Origin of the sequence: Pseudarthrobacter sp. NPDC058329 (assembly GCF_042879835.1) — a bacterium.
GTDB lineage: Bacteria > Actinomycetota > Actinomycetes > Actinomycetales > Micrococcaceae > Arthrobacter.
This window is the reverse complement of the sequence record NZ_JBHVZR010000009.1, coordinates 125008-140563: the sequence shown is the minus strand read 5'-3', so window position 1 is coordinate 140563 and position 15556 is coordinate 125008. Positions and strand designations below refer to the sequence as shown.

The window sequence follows — 15556 nt, the reverse complement described above, 5'->3', positions numbered from 1 at the left end:
GCCCCGTCGTTGAGTTGGAGCCGGCGTACGCGGCGGGGGAGTCGCCGCGCCCAGAAGGCGATCATCAGCCCGGCGGTGGCGGCCCCACCAGCTGAATCCACGGCGAGCTCCGGGACTTTTCAGGGGTGGGAATGACAAAGGCCATCACGACGGCAACCACGGCCAGGAGGATCTCAGCGCCCGTCTGCAACGGCCGGGCACTGTACCCGGGGTAGGCCAAGCGGATGAGGGGAATGACCGGCAGCAGGAACAAGCCGAGGCTGAAGACCACCCAAATAATGTTGAAGTTGAAGATCGCCATGCCCGGCACCCGCACCCCCAGGAACGCCAGCACCTGCCCAACGCGGGGAGGGTTCCGGGAGTCCACCGGCTCAGCAGCAGACCCCACGCCGGCAGACCGAGCAAGCAGCCGCCCGCCCAGAAACCGAAGTCCAGAAGTGCCAGCGCAATGAGAAGGGCTCCGGGCAGTAGGAACGCCACGGCCTGCCGCAAGGTCGGGACCCTGCACGTCGGGCCGAAGATGCAGGCCCCGATCAGAAGGTACGCGGCACGTAGCCGGGCAGCAGCTCGATCACGGGCACCTGCGTCAGCCCGAACATCAGGAACGTCAGCGTGAGGACCATGACGCACACCGCGGCGAACGTCCAGGGATGGCGTTCCTGCGGGGTCATGACGGGAGCGAGGCCAGGATGTCGTAAGGCCACTCTTTGGTGAGCACCTCGTTCAGCTCATCATTAGTGCTGCTGACGCAGTAGGGGGTGTGATCGGGGTTCAGTACAGCGAGGTTCACAGGGACGGCGAACAGACCCCATGGCTGGATCCTGTTCGCAAGGTAGCCTGCGAGTTTCAGGTCCGTGTACTCCGGCGCGTTCCACACTCTGCATGCGTGCTGGCGGTCATCGGGGTGGATTGCGATCCAGACGCCGTACCGGAATTCGTGTCCGCCCTCCAGCTTGACCGGGAGCAGGGCGCGGACGAACGGGCTGATGCCCTGGATCTGCATGAGAGCTGCCTTGTTGGGATCCGGGTCGATCAACCAGCTGTCTTCGGCGCGGTGCTGCTCAGGGCTGTTCAGGACCGGGTCAGGGAGCCGGAACCGGACGTCCCTGTCATGCACACCAGCTCACAGCCCACACATCGCGCACGAGTGCGCTTTCGACGAGTCCATTCATCCCCCACTTGCTCTCCTCTGGAGGAGTCTACTTGCAGGGCATCGACTCAGAAGGAGGCGACGGCGGACATAATCATGATGCGGTGACTGGAGCCAGTTGACAGCCCTGCCGGGCGGGAGTAACACAGCCAGTGGCGGCCCAATCCTGCGCCGCCGCAGAACTGTGCACGCACTGTCGGCGGATTAAGGCCCCGGAGTCAATGACCAGGCTGGACCGCAGGGATAAAGCGGCACGCTTCAAAGGAGAAGCACCATGAGCGTTGCAATCATCCTTCACCGTGTGGCCGACTTTGACGCTTGGCGCGGAGTCTACGATTCTGTCGGGGACATGCAAAAGGACGGCGGGGTTACCCAGGAGTCCGTGCACCGGATGGTCGATGACCCGAACAATGTCCTCGTGATCCATCATTTTGACGACGTGGAAACAGCCAGGGCTTTCTTTGGCCGAGACGACTTGAGGGACGCCATGCAGCGCGGCGGCGTCCAGGGCGAACCGCGCGTTGAGCTGTTCGAGTAACCGCCAATCCCTGCCAGCCCACGTGCGGCTCTGATCCCTAGGGACTGAGGCGGCTGCGCGGGGTAGTCAATTCTGAGGCGGGAGAGTTCAGGATCCTGTCCTTCAGTCCGGACGACCAGGAACGAGGACGTGCTCTACCACGTCCTGCTGCTCATGCGCACCGGCCCTTTTATCAGCCCCGTCTCAGGCGTAGCGTCTATTCCGCCGGGGACCGTGGTAGCCGTCAGAGGAGCGGACATGGCTGGATGGAATGCAGAGACCGCGGCGGGACCCGTGGGGGCAGGGACCGTCACGCTGGTGGAAGGCTCAAGTTTCTGCATCTCGGCTGCCAACGGTGACATTAGCGCCGACCTTCCCCATGGTGTGTTCCACGAGGACACCCGCATCCTGTCCGCGTGGAGCATGAAGGTAAATGGCCAGCCCCTCGAGCCGCTGACCGCTGAGACGAAGGAAGCCTACCGGGCACTGTTCATCGGCCGGGTCCCCCGTGCGGACGGATATGCGGATAGCCCCCTGGTCGTGGAGCGCCTGCGCGAGGTGGCGGCCGGCGTGGTTGAGGAAGTTACCATCCGCAATTACTCCGGGGCCGTCGTCGTGTGCAGCATTTCCGTCGGCGTCGATTCGGACTTCGCCGACCTGTTTGAGGTGAAGGAGGCGAGGGTCCAGCGGCGTTGGGAGGTCGCCCACGGAGCCGACGGTGATTCATTGATCATCAGCGCGGCCTGGCAGGATGTGCGGAAGGCAGTCCTGGTCAGGGGTCGAGGCGCCGTCGCCACCGCCGGTGCGCTCACCTACCAGGCCGTGGTTCCCGGCTACGGCCAGTGGAAGACGCGGCTGAGCGTGGCACCGGCCGGGCAGCATGTCGTCTCGCGTCCGGAAGGTCACGGAATGTCAGCGAGCGACCGGCGGCACCAGGAATGGGTTACCAAGATTCCCAAAATCCAGATGACCAACCGGTCCATCGAACGGACGCTGCGGCGCAGCTACGATGACCTCGGCGCGCTGCGGATCGAGGACCCCGCCCATCCGGAGCGGATCGTGGTGGCCGCAGGAGCACCGTGGTTCATGACATTGTTCGGGCGTGACTCGCTCTGGGCTTCGGAAATGGCGCTGCCTGTGGACCCGTCCCTGGCTCTTGGCACCCTTCAGACCCTTGCTGACCGCCAGGGCAAGGTGGTGGACCCGATGAGTGAGGAGGAGCCCGGGAAAATCCTCCACGAGGTCCGGCTGGGAGTTTCCAGCGGCCTGGCCCTTGGCGGCAAATCGGTCTACTACGGCAGCGTGGACGCCACCCCGCAGTTCGTCATGACCCTGGCCTCCGTCAGCCGGTGGGGCTTCGCTAAGGACATCATCGCGGCCTTGCTGCCCAACGCGGACCGGGCGCTGGACTGGGTGCGGAACTACGGTGACAAGGATGGCGACGGCTTCGTTGAGTATTCCCGCCTGAACGAACAGGGCCTGCTCAATCAAGGCTGGAAGGACTCGTGGGACGGGATCAATTTCGCCGACGGCGCCCTCGCCAAGCCGCCCATCGCCCTCTGTGAGGTTCAGGCGCTGGTGTACAGCGCGCTGCTGTCCCGGGCATGGATGGCGTACGACGGCGGGAACGAACGTTTGGGTAGGCAGCTCACCGAAGAGGCGGCGGCGCTGAAGAAAAGGTTCAACGAGCAATTTTGGTTGCCGGAGCGTGGCTACTTCGCCGTGGCGCTGGACGGCATGAAGCGGCCGGTGGATGCCTGCGCCTCCAATATGGGCCAGTGCTTGTGGCACGGCATCGTTGATGATGACAAGGTGCCGCTGGTGGCCGAACGGCTGATGTCGCCCGAGATGTTCAGCGGATGGGGCATCCGGACCCTTGCCACGGACATGGGTGCCTACAACCCGGCAAGCTACCACAACGGGTCTGTTTGGCCACATGACAACGCCATCATCGCGGCGGGCCTCATGCGCTACGGCTTCGTGGAGGAGGCGCAGCGGATTGCCACCGCCCTGTTGGAAGCGGCCGAATACTCCAGCGGACGGCTCCCGGAACTGTTCTGCGGCTTCAGCCGGGAGCAGGTTGCCGAGCCGGTGCCGTACCCCACCGCTTGCTCACCCCAGGCATGGGCGGCCACAACCCCGATAATGCTGATCACCAGCCTGATGAGGTACGACGCCCATGTCTCGCGGGGCGGCTTCTGGATGAACCCTGCCCTGCCGGAATCCTTCGGGAACCTGCATATCACCAACGCGCCCCTGGCCGGCAGCCGGATGACCATCGACATCACCGGATCCGAAGCTTCCGTGCAGGGGTTGCCCGAGGGGCTGACGTTCCACCGTGAGCACCGGCCGTGGCTGACCGAGCTGATTTCGCAGGCCGGACTCGACGCCAACGATTAACGCATCAGCCGGCGTAGTCAGCACAGCGTTAATGTTGACCGTTCCAAGGCCGTGGCCGGTGCAGCTTCCGTCAGCGCAGACCAAGGTCGCTGTCAATGTACGAGCCTGGGCGGTCTAAGCTATCGTGCTCGCATTTGCAGCCACCATCCACCTGCAGCCGAACGGTCAATGGACTCGATGATTCAAGCCGGATGTCCACCGACTCCTTCCCGTTGGTGCTGACGCGGAGAATCGGTTGGTCGTTGCGATGGGTCATGTGAATACCTTTGCTGGTTCGTGGGGAGTGGGTGAGCCGCTGCGGCGCGGGCTGGGAAGCCGCATGCCATAGGGGCGGGGTGCTACTTACGGTGAACAGCTATTTACTGTCCCGGTCCGTATGCAAGGCCTCAACTGGGCCATGCGGTGCTCCGGGATCGGTTGGGCGGAGAAATTGTTTCATTGGCTTGCGTCCAGGGAAGGGGAAGCACAGGAACCTGCTCGCCGGACTGGACTCCGGCAGGGGGGACAGCCATAACGCCGTCGGCCCAAGCCAGTCCACGCATCATGCCCGGTCCCGTATGCGAGGAGGGGAAGGCCAGCCCCTCGATGAACGTGCAGGGAATCAGGCGCGTACGGCCGGGGCATGGATCAACGTCAGCGGCGGAGGTCACGTGTCCCACGTCGCTCAGGGTCCTGCCACCGAGCGCCTCGAGCAGCGGCGTGCCCATAGTGATGAGGGCCATCATTGCTGCCAATGGATTACCGGGCAGCCCGACGACGAAGCGGCCGTCCGGGAGTCCGGCCAGGACAGCCGGGTGGCCCGGCCTCATGGCGACGCCATCCAGCAGCAGCCGGCCACCGAGGGCTCTGATGGCGGCGCGAAAATGGTCCGTCGCGGAACAGCCGGTTCCGCCAGTGGTGATTGTCACGTCCGGCTTCCGCCCGGCGAACGCCTCTGATCCGTCAAGGGCGGCGAGCCATTCGGGGTAGGAATCCCCGATCCGCAGGGAACCGGAAGGTGTGCCCCCCAGAAGGGAAATGACCGTCCCCAGCTGCGGGCCGAAAGTATCCCTGACCTGTCCTGGTTCCGGAACGCCTGATGTGACAACCTCGGAACCGGTCAAGACGATGCCGACCACCGGTTTGGCCTGAACCTGCAGGTTGTCGTGGCCCGCGACGGCGGCAAGGGCAATGTGGCCCGGGTTCAGTGTTGTGCCGGCGGGAATCAGCAGTTCGCCGGCTGCAGCTTCTTCGCCTGCAGGCCGGATGTGCTGGGCCGGACCGGGTTCACCTTTCTTTGCGGTGTCATTGAGGTGCAGGCGAAGGCTGCCGTCAGCGTCGTGGCGGATCTGGCCGCTTTCCTTGCGGAGTATCGACTGGGCACCGGCAGGTACCAGTCCGCCGGTGACGATGACGCCGGCCCTCCCCGGGAGGAGGAAGGGTTCGCGGTGGCCAAGGGTCCATGGACCGCCGCCACTGATGGCCCAGCCATCCATGGCGGAGGAGTCGTAATGGGGGAGCTTTTGCAGGGCTGCGACGTCGCGGGTCAGGATGTGGCCTGCTGCCAACGCGAGCGGAACCTCCACGGGCGCGAGCGGGGCCGCGCAATCGAAAGCCATCTGCCGGGCTTCGGGCCAGGTGGGCGAAGGCTGGCGGGAGGGTCGCCTTGCAGGGAGCAACTCCGACGTGCTGCCGCTTCCGGCGGTTTCTTGGGTGAGCAACGGTGCCCCCTTTCTTAGCTGGTGCTTGAAGAGCGCAGGTCCGGGGACCGTGAGAGTTGCACCAGGTGGTGTCTGCCTCACAGTCCCCGGCCCCGTCAGCCGGGGTCCTATGCCTTGACGTAGCCGTTAGGGTTCAGCACGAACTTTGTTGCCGAACCGGCGTCGAATTCGGCGTAGCCGCGCGGTGCATCCTCAAGCGCGATCGCCGTGGCGTTTACTGCCTTGGCGATTTGGACCTTGTCATGCAGTATGGCCATCATCAGTTGCCGGTTGTACGACATGACGGGGCACTGGCCGGTGGTGAAGGACAGGGACTTTGCCCACCCTGTGCCCAACGACAGCGAAAGCGAGCCGTGCCTGGCGGCCTCGTCGATTCCACCGGGGTCGCCGGTAACGTACAGGCCGGGGATACCAAGGGCCCCACCTGCCGCGGTGATGTCCATGAGGGAATTTAGTACGGTGGCCGGGGATTCGTGGGATGCGTCCTTGCCGTGCCCGCGGGCTTCGAACCCCACAGCATCGACGCCGCAATCCACCTCGGGCACTCCAAGGATCTGCTCGATCTGGTCTTTCGGATCTCCGTTGGAGACGTTCACCGTTTCGCACCCGAAGGAGCGGGCCTGCTTTAGGCGGTCCTCGTTCATGTCACCGACGATCACGACGGCGGCACCAAGCAGCTGCGCGCCGACGGCGGCCGCGAGTCCCACCGGGCCGGCACCGGCTATATAAACGGTGGATCCGACGCCGACTCCGGCGGTGACGGCGCCGTGGAACCCGGTGGGAAATATGTCGGAGAGCATGGTCAGGTCCATGATCTTTTCCAGGGCCTGATCGCGGTCCGGGAATCTGAGCAGGTTCCAGTCGGCGTAGGGGACCAGCACGTATTCTGCTTGGCCACCCACCCAGCCGCCCATGTCCACATAGCCGTAGGCGCTGCCCGGCCGGTCCGGGTTGACGTTCAGGCAGATGCCGGTTTTGCGCTCCTTGCAGTTCCGGCAACGGCCACAGGAGATGTTGAAGGGTACAGAGACGATGTCTCCCACCTTGATGAACTCCACGTCCGGTCCGACTTCCACAACTTCGCCGGTGATTTCATGGCCAAGGACGAGGTCCTTTGGTGCAGTGGTACGTCCGCGGACCATGTGCTGGTCCGAGCCGCAGATGTTGGTGGTCACTGTGCGCAGGATCGCACCGTGGGGTACTTTCCGGCCTACGTTGGCCGGATTGACGCCGGGCCCGTCTTTGAGTTCGAACGTTGGGTAGTCGGTGTCGATAATTTCGACGACACCGGGTTCTTTGTAGGCGACTGCTCTGTTTCCTGACATTGTCACTCCTTTGGCTGCGGGGATGGTGCTGGAATTTTGGTGGCAGGCCTGCCATGTCGGGTTGCCGTGCACTGGGCCGCCCCGTCGCCCGAAAGCGGTGCTTCGATGAGGATGCCTCCCCAGGTTCCAGGCCACCGGAGCACCATTCACGGGAACGGGACAGTTCGTGTTTTACGAGGACGAAGGCTGTCAGTGATGCCGTTCCCGGTGGCGTAATTTGAGGGGCACGTTCACTGACGCGGTCATGGGTTTCCTCCCGAGACTTGGGTAGCAGGCGTGGCGTTGGCCACGGGTGCGGGGGTGCTAACGGCAGGGCCGAAGAACTTGTATTGACGAGACTAGGGTCACAAGAGCTGCAACAAAAGCGCAAGATTTTGAAGATAACTGTGCAGAATGCATGCATGATCGATGCCTGGCTCATCACAATCCGCGTTCGCCCGCTGCGGCACCACTCGAGCCCCGAACTGATAGCGCGTGAAATCCGCGGTGGCTGGTTGCAGCTTGTGCGGTCAGGGTTTGGCAGCCGTGTAGTGGGTGAGCACACACAGCCAGCGGCCGTCCCGCTTGACGAAAACGTCCGTAGTCCACTCGTCTGCGTGGCTCTGGTGGCCGAGATAGTTTGTGGTGCTCGTGATGCGGCTCGTCAAGATGGCGGTCTCTCCCATGACGCGTATCCGGGCCCTGCCCACGATGTCCATTGCCGAATGAGTCAGATCACCGGACGCGACCAGGGCGAGGAACTTCTCTCCCGGGGAGATGCCCGTGTCAGAAACGATGACCCAGTCGGTGGTGACGAAGGCGGCAATGCGCCCGGCGTCGTTACTGACAATTGCCTCCGCCCAGACGTTGGCGTGGGCCAGCAACTCCGCCTCGGGTGCTTGGGGTGGAGGCGGCGACGCAGGGTCCGGGCTGGGCGGGTCTTTCGCCATAAGGTAGTGTCGCAGGCGCTTGAAGCCTAGGGAAGGTGTCCAGCTGATGGTCAGGATCTCCTGCCTTCAAACCAGGGGCGCAGCTTATGGGGCGCGTGGTTGCAAGAGCCCCCGACGCGGGAACAATGACGCGGTGGTGTGCGTTGCTATCTCATCAGCAAGCGAATCCGCAAAAACGTTAGAAATGGGTATCACCTAAGTGGCAACCGATTACGATGAAGTCCGCTCCGACGTCAAGGAGTCCCAGGACCGTTCTTTGGAGGCTTTGCAGTCTGCAAACGCCCCTGATGCCCGCAGCGTCGTCACCGAGCTGGAGCAAGCTGATGCCCTTGACGAGGGACTGACCCCCGGCGGAGAAATCGTCTCCGAAGAGCTCATCGTTCAGGTCATCCCTCAGGGCAAGGACGAGTTCACCTGCTCTTCCTGCTTCCTGGTCCGGCACCGATCCCAGCTCGCGCGTGAGAGCAACGGCCATTCTTACTGCACAGAATGCGAAGGGTGAGTCAAGCCCAGCCTTGGCCTGAGACATTCCGCCCAAAACAATAGCGCCATTCCACTTCCAGCCGCAGGCTTGAACAACCGCCGGCAATCGGCACGTGCCTGAGGGGCGCTGCGTTTGTCACTGCGGGGCACGGTGAGGGTCGAGGAGTTGGGAGCAGAAGACGTCGCCCAGCCAGTGCTCATACTCTTCGTCGGTCCAGCCGCGGTTCGGGACCAGGAGTTGCCACATATTCGGGTGGTTAAGGGCCCAAAGGATGTCGGTTGCGCGTGAGACGTTCAGGAATGGGGCGAGGGACCCGCCGGCATGAAGTTGCTCGATAATGGCGTGTTGCACATCGAGGAGTTTTGCTTCGATGCTTGCCCAGAGGTCGGCGATCTCGGAGTCTGCGGACGCGGCGGTGCGGATCATTTCCAGTAACGCTCCGGACCGGGCTTTGACCCGGCGTGCCTGCGCGGCGACCAGGCGGAGCTTTCGTTCCGGATCAGGTTCCTTGACCACGGCTTGGTACCAGTCCCGTTCCAGGACCGGCAGCCTTGCTTCTTCGGCGCCGAGCCTGGTGTCCCACAGGGTGCGCACCAGCGAGGCCTTGGTGTCGAAGTGGACGTATATCGTCTTCAGTGCCACCCCAGCTTCTTTGGCAATGGAGGGCATCGGTGTTGCGGGGTAGCCCTGGCGCTCAAAGAGCCGTTGGGCAGCGTCGAGGATCGCCTTGCGCGTCGCCTCAGCCTGCTCCCGGCGGCGGGGTGAGACGTACGTTCGACTCTTGACCATTGTTCCCATACGAGTAGAATACCAACGTAATGATTACATTGCTCGGGTAATGAATATTCGGCAGCTGTATGGGAAGGATCAGGGCTAATGGCAACGCTGCGAATTGAGCTTCAGGTTCGTGATTATGAGCTGTGGAGGAGCGCCTTCGAAAAAGACGCCGCTGGACGTGAGCGCTCAGGAGCGCGGCGTTACCGAATCTTCCGCCCCGCAGGGCAGGACCATGAAGTGATGCTGGACATTGACTTCAACTCGGCGGCCGAAGCCGGCGCATTCCTCGACGCGCTGCGCACCAAGGTGTGGCCGTCCCCCGAGAAGGCTCCAGCCAAGACGGGCGAGGCCAAGGCACACATCCTGGAGATGGTCGAGGCCCGAGAGTACTGACGGGTTCCACAAGCCACCGCATCTGCAAAACGCCTTCCTATCACTGGCCGCGGCATGCCCTACCCGGACAGCGAAGGTATGCAGGCAAAGGCTCCCGTCTTCAGTTCTCCCACGGAAGCAGGACAGGAAGCCCCCCGCGCTGAAGCTCGAATTGCGGGGGGCTTCCTGTCGTTCAACCATTCGGGGTGGTGGTGCTCAGGCCAATTTCCTCCTGATGAGGGCTGAGGCCTGGTCCACCAGAACGATCAGCACAAGCACCACGATGATGTGCGTCAGCATGGTGTCGAACTGGAAGGACTTGATGGCCTGGTTGATGAGCAGGCCCACGCCGCCGGCGCCCACCAGACCCAGTACCAGGGAGGATCTTACGTTGACGTCGAAACGGTAGAGGAGGAGTCCCACAAACTGGGGGACAACCAGCGGGATGGTGGCGTGGAACGTCTGCTGCAGCCTGGACGCACCCGCGGTGGCCAGTGCTTGGACCGGCCCCTGATCGCTCTCCTCCATCGCTTCGGCCCAGAGCTTCCCCATCACTCCGGTGTTGTGGCAGATGAGGGCCAGGACTCCGGCGAAGGGGCCCAGACCTACCGCGGTGACGAAGATCAGGGCGAATACGACGTCGGGGACAGCGCGGAAGAAGGACAGCACGGCACGGGCCGACTGGTAGGCAAGCGGATGCGGCGTGCTGGTGGTTGACGCCAGCACGGCGAGAAGCAGTGCTGTGGGGACGGAGAGCGTGGTGCCCAGCAGGCCGATCCAGAGCGTGACGAGGGTGGCCTCGAGGCTGGGCTTCAGGACCCGTTCCCAATCCAAGTCAGGAGGGAAAGCCTCGGCAACGAATTTGCCCATGCCCTGGGCTCCATCAACCAGCAGCGCGGGCTGGAATTCCGTGCTGTCCAGCGCCACGAGGTGCGCCACCACAAGGACCGCGAGGGCGGCGGCCGTCAGTCCGGATCCGGCCCACTTTCGCTGGGCCTGAGGCACTGGCAGGGACCGGGCGGCCTTCACAGCGGTATGTCCCTGGAAGCGGTGTGGGGCGCCACTCATGCTGCCACCCTGTCCGGAGCGTACAGCGTGTCCAGTAGGTCCTCGGTCAGGGCGGCAGGGCCGCCGTCGAACGCTATTTTGCCCTCGAGCAGCCCGACGGCTCGGTCCGCGTGGCGGAGGGCGAGGTCCGGCTGGTGCAGCACCGCCGCCACGGCCAGGTCCTCTGCGTGGGCCAGTTCGGCCAGCAGTGCCATGACCTGCTCTGCAGCATGGGGGTCCAAGGCGGACACGGGTTCGTCGGCCAGGAGCACGGATGCGCGCTGGCACAGGGCCCTGGCCACCGCCACGCGCTGCTGCTGGCCGCCGGACAGCCTGCCGGCGCGTTCCAAGGCAATCTTCGCGAGGCCCACGCGGTCCAGGCATGCCATCGCCTCCTCCTTGAGTTCCTTCGAGAAGAAGGCCGGGCTGACCGAAGCCAGGCCCCGCAGGCGCAGGAGGCCGCCGGTACACACGTTCTCCAGGGCAGTACGCCGCGGCACCAGATGTATTTTTTGGAACACCATGGCCGCCTTGCTCCGGGCACGCACCTGCGCCGAGGCATGCAGGTGGCCGAGGTCCTGGCCGTGCAGCCGGATGGTGCCGGCGTCAGGCTGCGCCAGCCCCATGACGCATTTTAGGGTGGTGGACTTTCCGGAACCATTGGCGCCCAGGAAAGCCACCAGTTCGCCGGGGCGGACCGCAAAATCCACGCCGTTCAAAACCGTCTTGCCGGCGTAGGACTTCACCAGGCCTGTGACCTCGACGGCGGTCACAGGTCTTCCTCGGTAAGCCCCATCGTTGCCGCGAGGTCGAAGAGCGGCTGGTAGGTTTCCTTGGTTACGGCCAGGAGCGGACCAGGAGGGGTGACGTCCAGGAAGGTGCCTACCTCGGCGATGGCCCCGGCAGGCAGGTCGAGCAGGGCATCGCGTACGGCTTCCTTGAGGGCGGGATCGGCGCTGCCGCGGATAGTGATGGGATCGTTCGGGATCGCTTCCGAGGTCCATACCTGCCGGAAGTCCTCGGCTTTGAACGTCCCGGCTGCCGTAGCCGAAGCGACGGTCTGGGAATTGATCTGGGCGGCATCCACGGTGCCGTTGGTCAGAGCCAGGAGTGCTTCCGGGTGGCCGCCGGCGTAGCTGATGTTGAGGTTGGATTCGGCGACGCCTGCCTTCTTAAGTCCGTAGCGCGGGAGGACATCCCCGGAGGTGGAGCCCACGCCGCCGAGGGCGATGTCCCTGCCCCGGAGGTCTTCGATGGATTGGACGTCCGAGTCCTTGGCCACCCAAATGCCGGCTGTGTAGGAGCTCAGTTGTCCGTCCGCGGTGCCGAAGGAGGCCACCGGTTCGGCGCCGGCCTTGCTGCTGGCGAAGACGTAGCCCATGGGGCCGAACTGCCCGATGTCCAGGCGGTTGTTGGCCATGGCCAGCACCTCGGCCGAATAGTCCTCCACCACCTGGACTTCCACCTCGCAGCCGAGCTTCCGTTCCATGGCCTCGGCGAGGACACGGTACGCCGGCTCAAGCTTGATCGGGTCCTCGTACGGTTCGATGCCGAACCTGATGGGCCCGTCCGAGCAGTAGGCAGGGGTGTTGGCTGAGGCGCTCTCCACGGGAGCGCCGGTGCAGGCGGAAAGTCCGACGGCGGCGAGCAGCACGGCGGGAAGCAGTGCCAGGTAGCGGGTTTTCATGGTGATCCTTTGATAGGGTCCGGAACGTTGGGGGAAGTTGGGGCGGGAGTGCTAGAGGAGGGCTGCGGTGTTCCGTTCGGCCAGGCCGAAGGAGACTGTCATGCCGATGCCCGCGGTGACGGAGGCGACGGTGACGGCCGGTGCCACTTCGGCGAGCAGCAGCGGGCCAACGTCGCTGGAGGCGTAGATGCCCTGCCACCGTTCCTTTACAGTGAGGCTTTCCAGGCCGAGCACGTCCTGGATCCTGTCCAGAAGGACGTCTGTGGTGGGCTCCTGCAGGAACGGGGCGGCCGACTTGCCGTAGTGGTGCGAGTCACCCACGAGCAGGGTGCCGTCCGGGCGCTGGGTGAACATCACGTTGGCGCCGATTTCCAGCAGCGCGGGATCGTTTGCCTGTACTTCCGCCAGAAGGGCCGGGGCTGAGGGGAGTTCGGTAAAGGCCCCGTACCTCAGCATGGAGGTGGCGGTCAGGACGGCGGGTTGGAGGTCGAGCCCGGCCGGCCGTTCGGCAGACGCCATGTGGAGGGTGCACCGCTCAATCCGGTGACGTTCGGCGAGTGCCGGGAACAGGACGTCCACGTCGTGGCCGACGCACACAAACACGCGGTCTGCTTCCACCACGCCACGGCTGGTCTGTACCCGTGCTGCGCGGGTGGAGCCGGCGGTAAAGCCAAGTGCTGTGGTGTTCCAGTGCACCGAGACATCCCCGCGGGAGTCCAGCCAGGCGGCGAGGGTGGAAACGGTGGTGCGGGGATCCACCCGGAGGTCGTCGCGCAGCCAGGCGCCGCCGGCCAGGCTGGAGGGGGATTCCTCGTCCTCCGGCTGGCGTCCGAGCCGGGCCAGCGTTTCTTCAGTGCTGAGCAGGACGATCTGTCCCGGCTCCCGGGATTCTGCGAGCTCGTGGAGCACACGGAGTTCGGTTGCCGTCCGGGCTGCCACCACGGCGCCGGCCTCGCTGGACCAGAATCCGGCACGGGCCGAGAAATCCAGCCAGTGCTTTCTGCCGGTCATGGCCAGTTGGTAAAGTTCGCCGGTTTGGGCGGTGACGCAGCAGTGCCCGAAGTTGCGGATGGAGGCGCCGACGGCGTGATGGTCACGGTCGACGACCGCAACGGAGAGGCCTCGGTCTGCGGTGAGGGCGGCGTGGGCAAGGCCTACAATTCCGGCCCCCACCACCAGGACGTCTACGGCGGAAGGAAGGCCTGTTACGGATTCGGCGGGAAGATTCGGGGTAGTCACAGCATTGATATTGGCTACCCCTTTTGCGGGGATCAAGCTCAAACGGCACTTGTCTGAACAAGTTAAGAATCTATTCACCATGGTTGGTGCGAGTTAAGATGATGTTCACCTATTGGAATGAAAAACAGGCGGTTTAGGGCATCGCTACTTGTATGATCAAGTTATGGCCGTATCCGAACTTCAGCCCCTGCACCAGCGCCTGACCGTCGAACTCCGGGGCCGCATCACCTCCGGCGCGTGGCCCGAGGGGTTCCAGATTCCCAGCGAGGCGGAACTCTGCCGGGAGTTCGAAGCCTCGCGCGGGACAGTGCGCCAGGCGCTCTCGGCGCTGCGCAAGGAAGGCCTCATTCTGGGCGGCCGCGGCAGGCAGCCGGTGGCCGGCCGGGCGGCACTGTCGCAGCCTTTCACCACCTTCATGTCGTTCACCGAATGGGCGGGATCCATCGGCAGGATCCCCGGGCAGCAGACCAGGGAAATCGCCCGGCGGCCGGCATCAGCCGAAGTCGCCACCCAGCTTGGCATCCAAAGCGGGGAGCCCGTCGTTGATGTCCTGCGCCTCCGCCTCCTGGGGGACGTCCCGGCCATGGTGGAGCGCACCAGTTTTATCCTCAGCGCCGGGAAACTCCTGTTTGGCTTCGATACGGACAGCGGCTCGATCTTCAGCTACTTGAAGAGCAGCGGAGTGGACCTCAGCCGCGGCCGCCACACCATAGACGCCGTCGCCGCCGATGCCCTGGATGCTGAACTCCTCGGCGTCGAGCCCGGTTCGCCGCTCCTGCGGGAGAGGCGGCTGACCTCCTCCGCCGCCGGAAAACCCATCGAGTACTCGGATGACCGGTACATTCCGGGCCTTACCAACTTCACCATTGAAAACACCAGCGAGCACCGTGCCAACCTGGTGCGCATGCCTACTACTGCCTAAGGACCATTCATGATTGAACTTGTCGCCCTGGACATGGCCGGAACCACTATCGACGAGCATGGGGACGTTTACCGCGCCCTGGAACAATCCGTCCGGGAAACCGGCGCGGACGTAACGCCGGAAAACCTGCAGGCCTGGATGGGTGCGGACAAGGCTGAGGCCATCGCTGCCCTTATGGATTTGGGCGGTGTCGCCGCCGATCCCGCACTCGTGGGGCGCACCTTTGTCCGGTTCCAGGAGATCCTCGCAGTACTTTACGCGGCGAACGCTCCGGTTCCGCTCGACGGCGTCGAGGAGGCCCTGACGACGCTCAAATCAGCCGGGGTGAAGGTCGCCCTCACCACAGGGTTTTCGCGCGACGTTGCTGAGCCGCTCCTTGCCACGCTGGGATGGAAAGTGGGCGACGGCGAGCTGCTGGACGCCGTCGTCACTTCCGATGAGGTTCCGCGTGGACGGCCCGCACCCCACATGATCCACCGCGCCATGGAACGCACTGGGGTCCTGCGCGTGTCCGCTGTCCTGGCTGCCGGGGACACCGTCAACGATCTGCTGGCGGCGGCCAATGCCGGGGTGACCGGCGTCGGTGTCCTCAGCGGAAAGCTCGGGGCCGAAGTACTGCGGTCCCACCCGCACCACGCCATTCTCGATGGCGTGAAGGATCTTCCCGCGCTGGTGGGTGCCTTGAGGGAGGCCGGAGACGCGACTGGTAACCCTCGAGGGTTGGCGGGACTATCGGTCGGGCGTGTGGTGGGTTCTCTCGCGGTGTAGCCGGTTCCATGCGCTTCGTTCTACCAGAATCGGTATGTAGCCGCGGATTCGCGCACGGTTCAGGGTGTGGAATTCGTCAGCGACGATGCCCTCGATGTGGGCTCGTGGGGTTTCCGGGTAGCTTGCGGCAAGCCGTTCAACAACGCGCAGCACGAGGGGTTCTTTTGGGTCGTCGCTCATCCCCAAAAGTGTGGACTTCGCAGTTCTTGGCGTCAAGGGATGTTCCATGCTCTTCCCTG

General features: G+C 64.2%; 18 protein-coding genes. 6 read left to right on the top strand and 12 right to left on the bottom strand.

The genetic code is table 11. The features are described from left to right. Window positions 1-64 precede the first annotated feature (64 nt). The 3 genes from ACFVYC_RS13525 to ACFVYC_RS13515 form a co-directional block, all read right to left on the bottom strand. Window positions 65-388, bottom strand: a complete 324-nt coding sequence (locus ACFVYC_RS13525) for a hypothetical protein (RefSeq protein ID WP_387550715.1) — start codon at window positions 386-388, stop codon at window positions 65-67. A gap of 145 nt (window positions 389-533) precedes the next feature. Beyond that, window positions 534-671, bottom strand: coding sequence for a hypothetical protein (locus ACFVYC_RS13520; protein ID WP_387550712.1), 138 nt, complete (start codon window positions 669-671; stop codon window positions 534-536). Continuing rightward, window positions 668-1117 carry a DUF2199 domain-containing protein gene (locus tag ACFVYC_RS13515; protein WP_387550709.1) on the bottom strand — a complete coding sequence of 150 codons (450 nt, stop codon included), beginning with the start codon at window positions 1115-1117 and terminating at the stop codon, window positions 668-670. The genes ACFVYC_RS13520 and ACFVYC_RS13515 overlap by 4 nt, the downstream gene beginning before the upstream one ends. Before the next feature lie 307 nt (window positions 1118-1424). Between ACFVYC_RS13515 and ACFVYC_RS13510 the strand changes: the two genes are divergently transcribed. Both ACFVYC_RS13510 and ACFVYC_RS13505 read left to right on the top strand, forming a co-directional pair. Further along, the gene (locus ACFVYC_RS13510; protein WP_387550706.1) at window positions 1425-1688 is read left to right on the top strand and encodes a hypothetical protein; all 264 of its coding nucleotides are present in this window, start codon (window positions 1425-1427) and stop codon (window positions 1686-1688) included. Between the two features lie 237 nt (window positions 1689-1925). After that, entirely contained in the window at window positions 1926-4067 is a 2142-nt protein-coding gene (locus tag ACFVYC_RS13505; RefSeq protein ID WP_387550703.1) for a glycogen debranching N-terminal domain-containing protein, read from the top strand. A 386-nt stretch (window positions 4068-4453) separates the two neighbouring features. Here the strand turns inward: ACFVYC_RS13505 and ACFVYC_RS13500 are convergent, their stop codons facing one another. The 3 genes from ACFVYC_RS13500 to ACFVYC_RS13490 form a co-directional block, all read right to left on the bottom strand. Further along, entirely contained in the window at window positions 4454-5665 is a 1212-nt protein-coding gene (locus ACFVYC_RS13500; RefSeq protein WP_387550700.1) for a molybdopterin molybdotransferase MoeA, read from the bottom strand. Window positions 5666-5874: 209 nt separating this feature from the next. After that, window positions 5875-7092: a formaldehyde dehydrogenase, glutathione-independent gene (fdhA, locus tag ACFVYC_RS13495; RefSeq protein WP_387550697.1), complete on the bottom strand. Its 1218-nt coding sequence runs from the start codon at window positions 7090-7092 to the stop codon at window positions 5875-5877. A 509-nt stretch (window positions 7093-7601) separates the two neighbouring features. Then, window positions 7602-8021 carry a nuclear transport factor 2 family protein gene (locus ACFVYC_RS13490; protein ID WP_387550695.1) on the bottom strand — a complete coding sequence of 140 codons (420 nt, stop codon included), beginning with the start codon at window positions 8019-8021 and terminating at the stop codon, window positions 7602-7604. 199 nt (window positions 8022-8220) lie between these two features. Between ACFVYC_RS13490 and ACFVYC_RS13485 the strand changes: the two genes are divergently transcribed. Further along, a complete protein-coding gene (locus ACFVYC_RS13485) occupies window positions 8221-8523 on the top strand; it encodes a DUF4193 domain-containing protein (RefSeq protein ID WP_387550693.1) in 303 nt (100 codons plus the stop codon). Window positions 8524-8640: 117 nt separating this feature from the next. Here the strand turns inward: ACFVYC_RS13485 and ACFVYC_RS13480 are convergent, their stop codons facing one another. Further along, complete coding sequence (locus tag ACFVYC_RS13480; RefSeq protein WP_387550691.1) at window positions 8641-9303, bottom strand: TetR/AcrR family transcriptional regulator; 663 nt, start codon at window positions 9301-9303, stop codon at window positions 8641-8643. Window positions 9304-9381: 78 nt separating this feature from the next. On the opposite strand from ACFVYC_RS13480, the gene ACFVYC_RS13475 reads away from it, so the two are divergent. After that, window positions 9382-9675, top strand: coding sequence for a hypothetical protein (locus ACFVYC_RS13475; protein ID WP_387550689.1), 294 nt, complete (start codon window positions 9382-9384; stop codon window positions 9673-9675). A 195-nt stretch (window positions 9676-9870) separates the two neighbouring features. Here the strand turns inward: ACFVYC_RS13475 and phnE are convergent, their stop codons facing one another. The 4 genes from phnE to ACFVYC_RS13455 are packed head-to-tail and all read right to left on the bottom strand — an operon-like array spanning window position 9871 to window position 13627. After that, a complete protein-coding gene (gene phnE, locus ACFVYC_RS13470) occupies window positions 9871-10722 on the bottom strand; it encodes a phosphonate ABC transporter, permease protein PhnE (protein WP_387550686.1) in 852 nt (283 codons plus the stop codon). After that, window positions 10719-11474, bottom strand: coding sequence for a phosphonate ABC transporter ATP-binding protein (locus tag ACFVYC_RS13465; RefSeq protein ID WP_387550683.1), 756 nt, complete (start codon window positions 11472-11474; stop codon window positions 10719-10721). Before ACFVYC_RS13465 ends, phnE begins: the two co-directional genes overlap by 4 nt. Further along, on the bottom strand, window positions 11471-12388 hold the full coding sequence (locus tag ACFVYC_RS13460; RefSeq protein WP_387550680.1) for a phosphate/phosphite/phosphonate ABC transporter substrate-binding protein: 918 nt from the start codon (window positions 12386-12388) through the stop codon (window positions 11471-11473). The genes ACFVYC_RS13465 and ACFVYC_RS13460 overlap by 4 nt, the downstream gene beginning before the upstream one ends. 51 nt (window positions 12389-12439) lie before the next feature. Further along, window positions 12440-13627 carry a TIGR03364 family FAD-dependent oxidoreductase gene (locus ACFVYC_RS13455; protein WP_387550678.1) on the bottom strand — a complete coding sequence of 396 codons (1188 nt, stop codon included), beginning with the start codon at window positions 13625-13627 and terminating at the stop codon, window positions 12440-12442. A gap of 163 nt (window positions 13628-13790) precedes the next feature. On the opposite strand from ACFVYC_RS13455, the gene ACFVYC_RS13450 reads away from it, so the two are divergent. Further along, window positions 13791-14549, top strand: coding sequence for a GntR family transcriptional regulator (locus tag ACFVYC_RS13450; RefSeq protein ID WP_387550675.1), 759 nt, complete (start codon window positions 13791-13793; stop codon window positions 14547-14549). Window positions 14550-14558: 9 nt separating this feature from the next. Then, complete coding sequence (locus ACFVYC_RS13445) at window positions 14559-15317, top strand: phosphonatase-like hydrolase (protein WP_387550672.1); 759 nt, start codon at window positions 14559-14561, stop codon at window positions 15315-15317. On the opposite strand, the gene ACFVYC_RS13440 is transcribed toward ACFVYC_RS13445, so the two are convergent. Then, window positions 15279-15497 carry a three-helix bundle dimerization domain-containing protein gene (locus tag ACFVYC_RS13440; RefSeq protein ID WP_387550670.1) on the bottom strand — a complete coding sequence of 73 codons (219 nt, stop codon included), beginning with the start codon at window positions 15495-15497 and terminating at the stop codon, window positions 15279-15281. The genes ACFVYC_RS13445 and ACFVYC_RS13440 overlap by 39 nt on opposite strands. Between the last annotated feature and the right edge of the window lie 59 nt (window positions 15498-15556).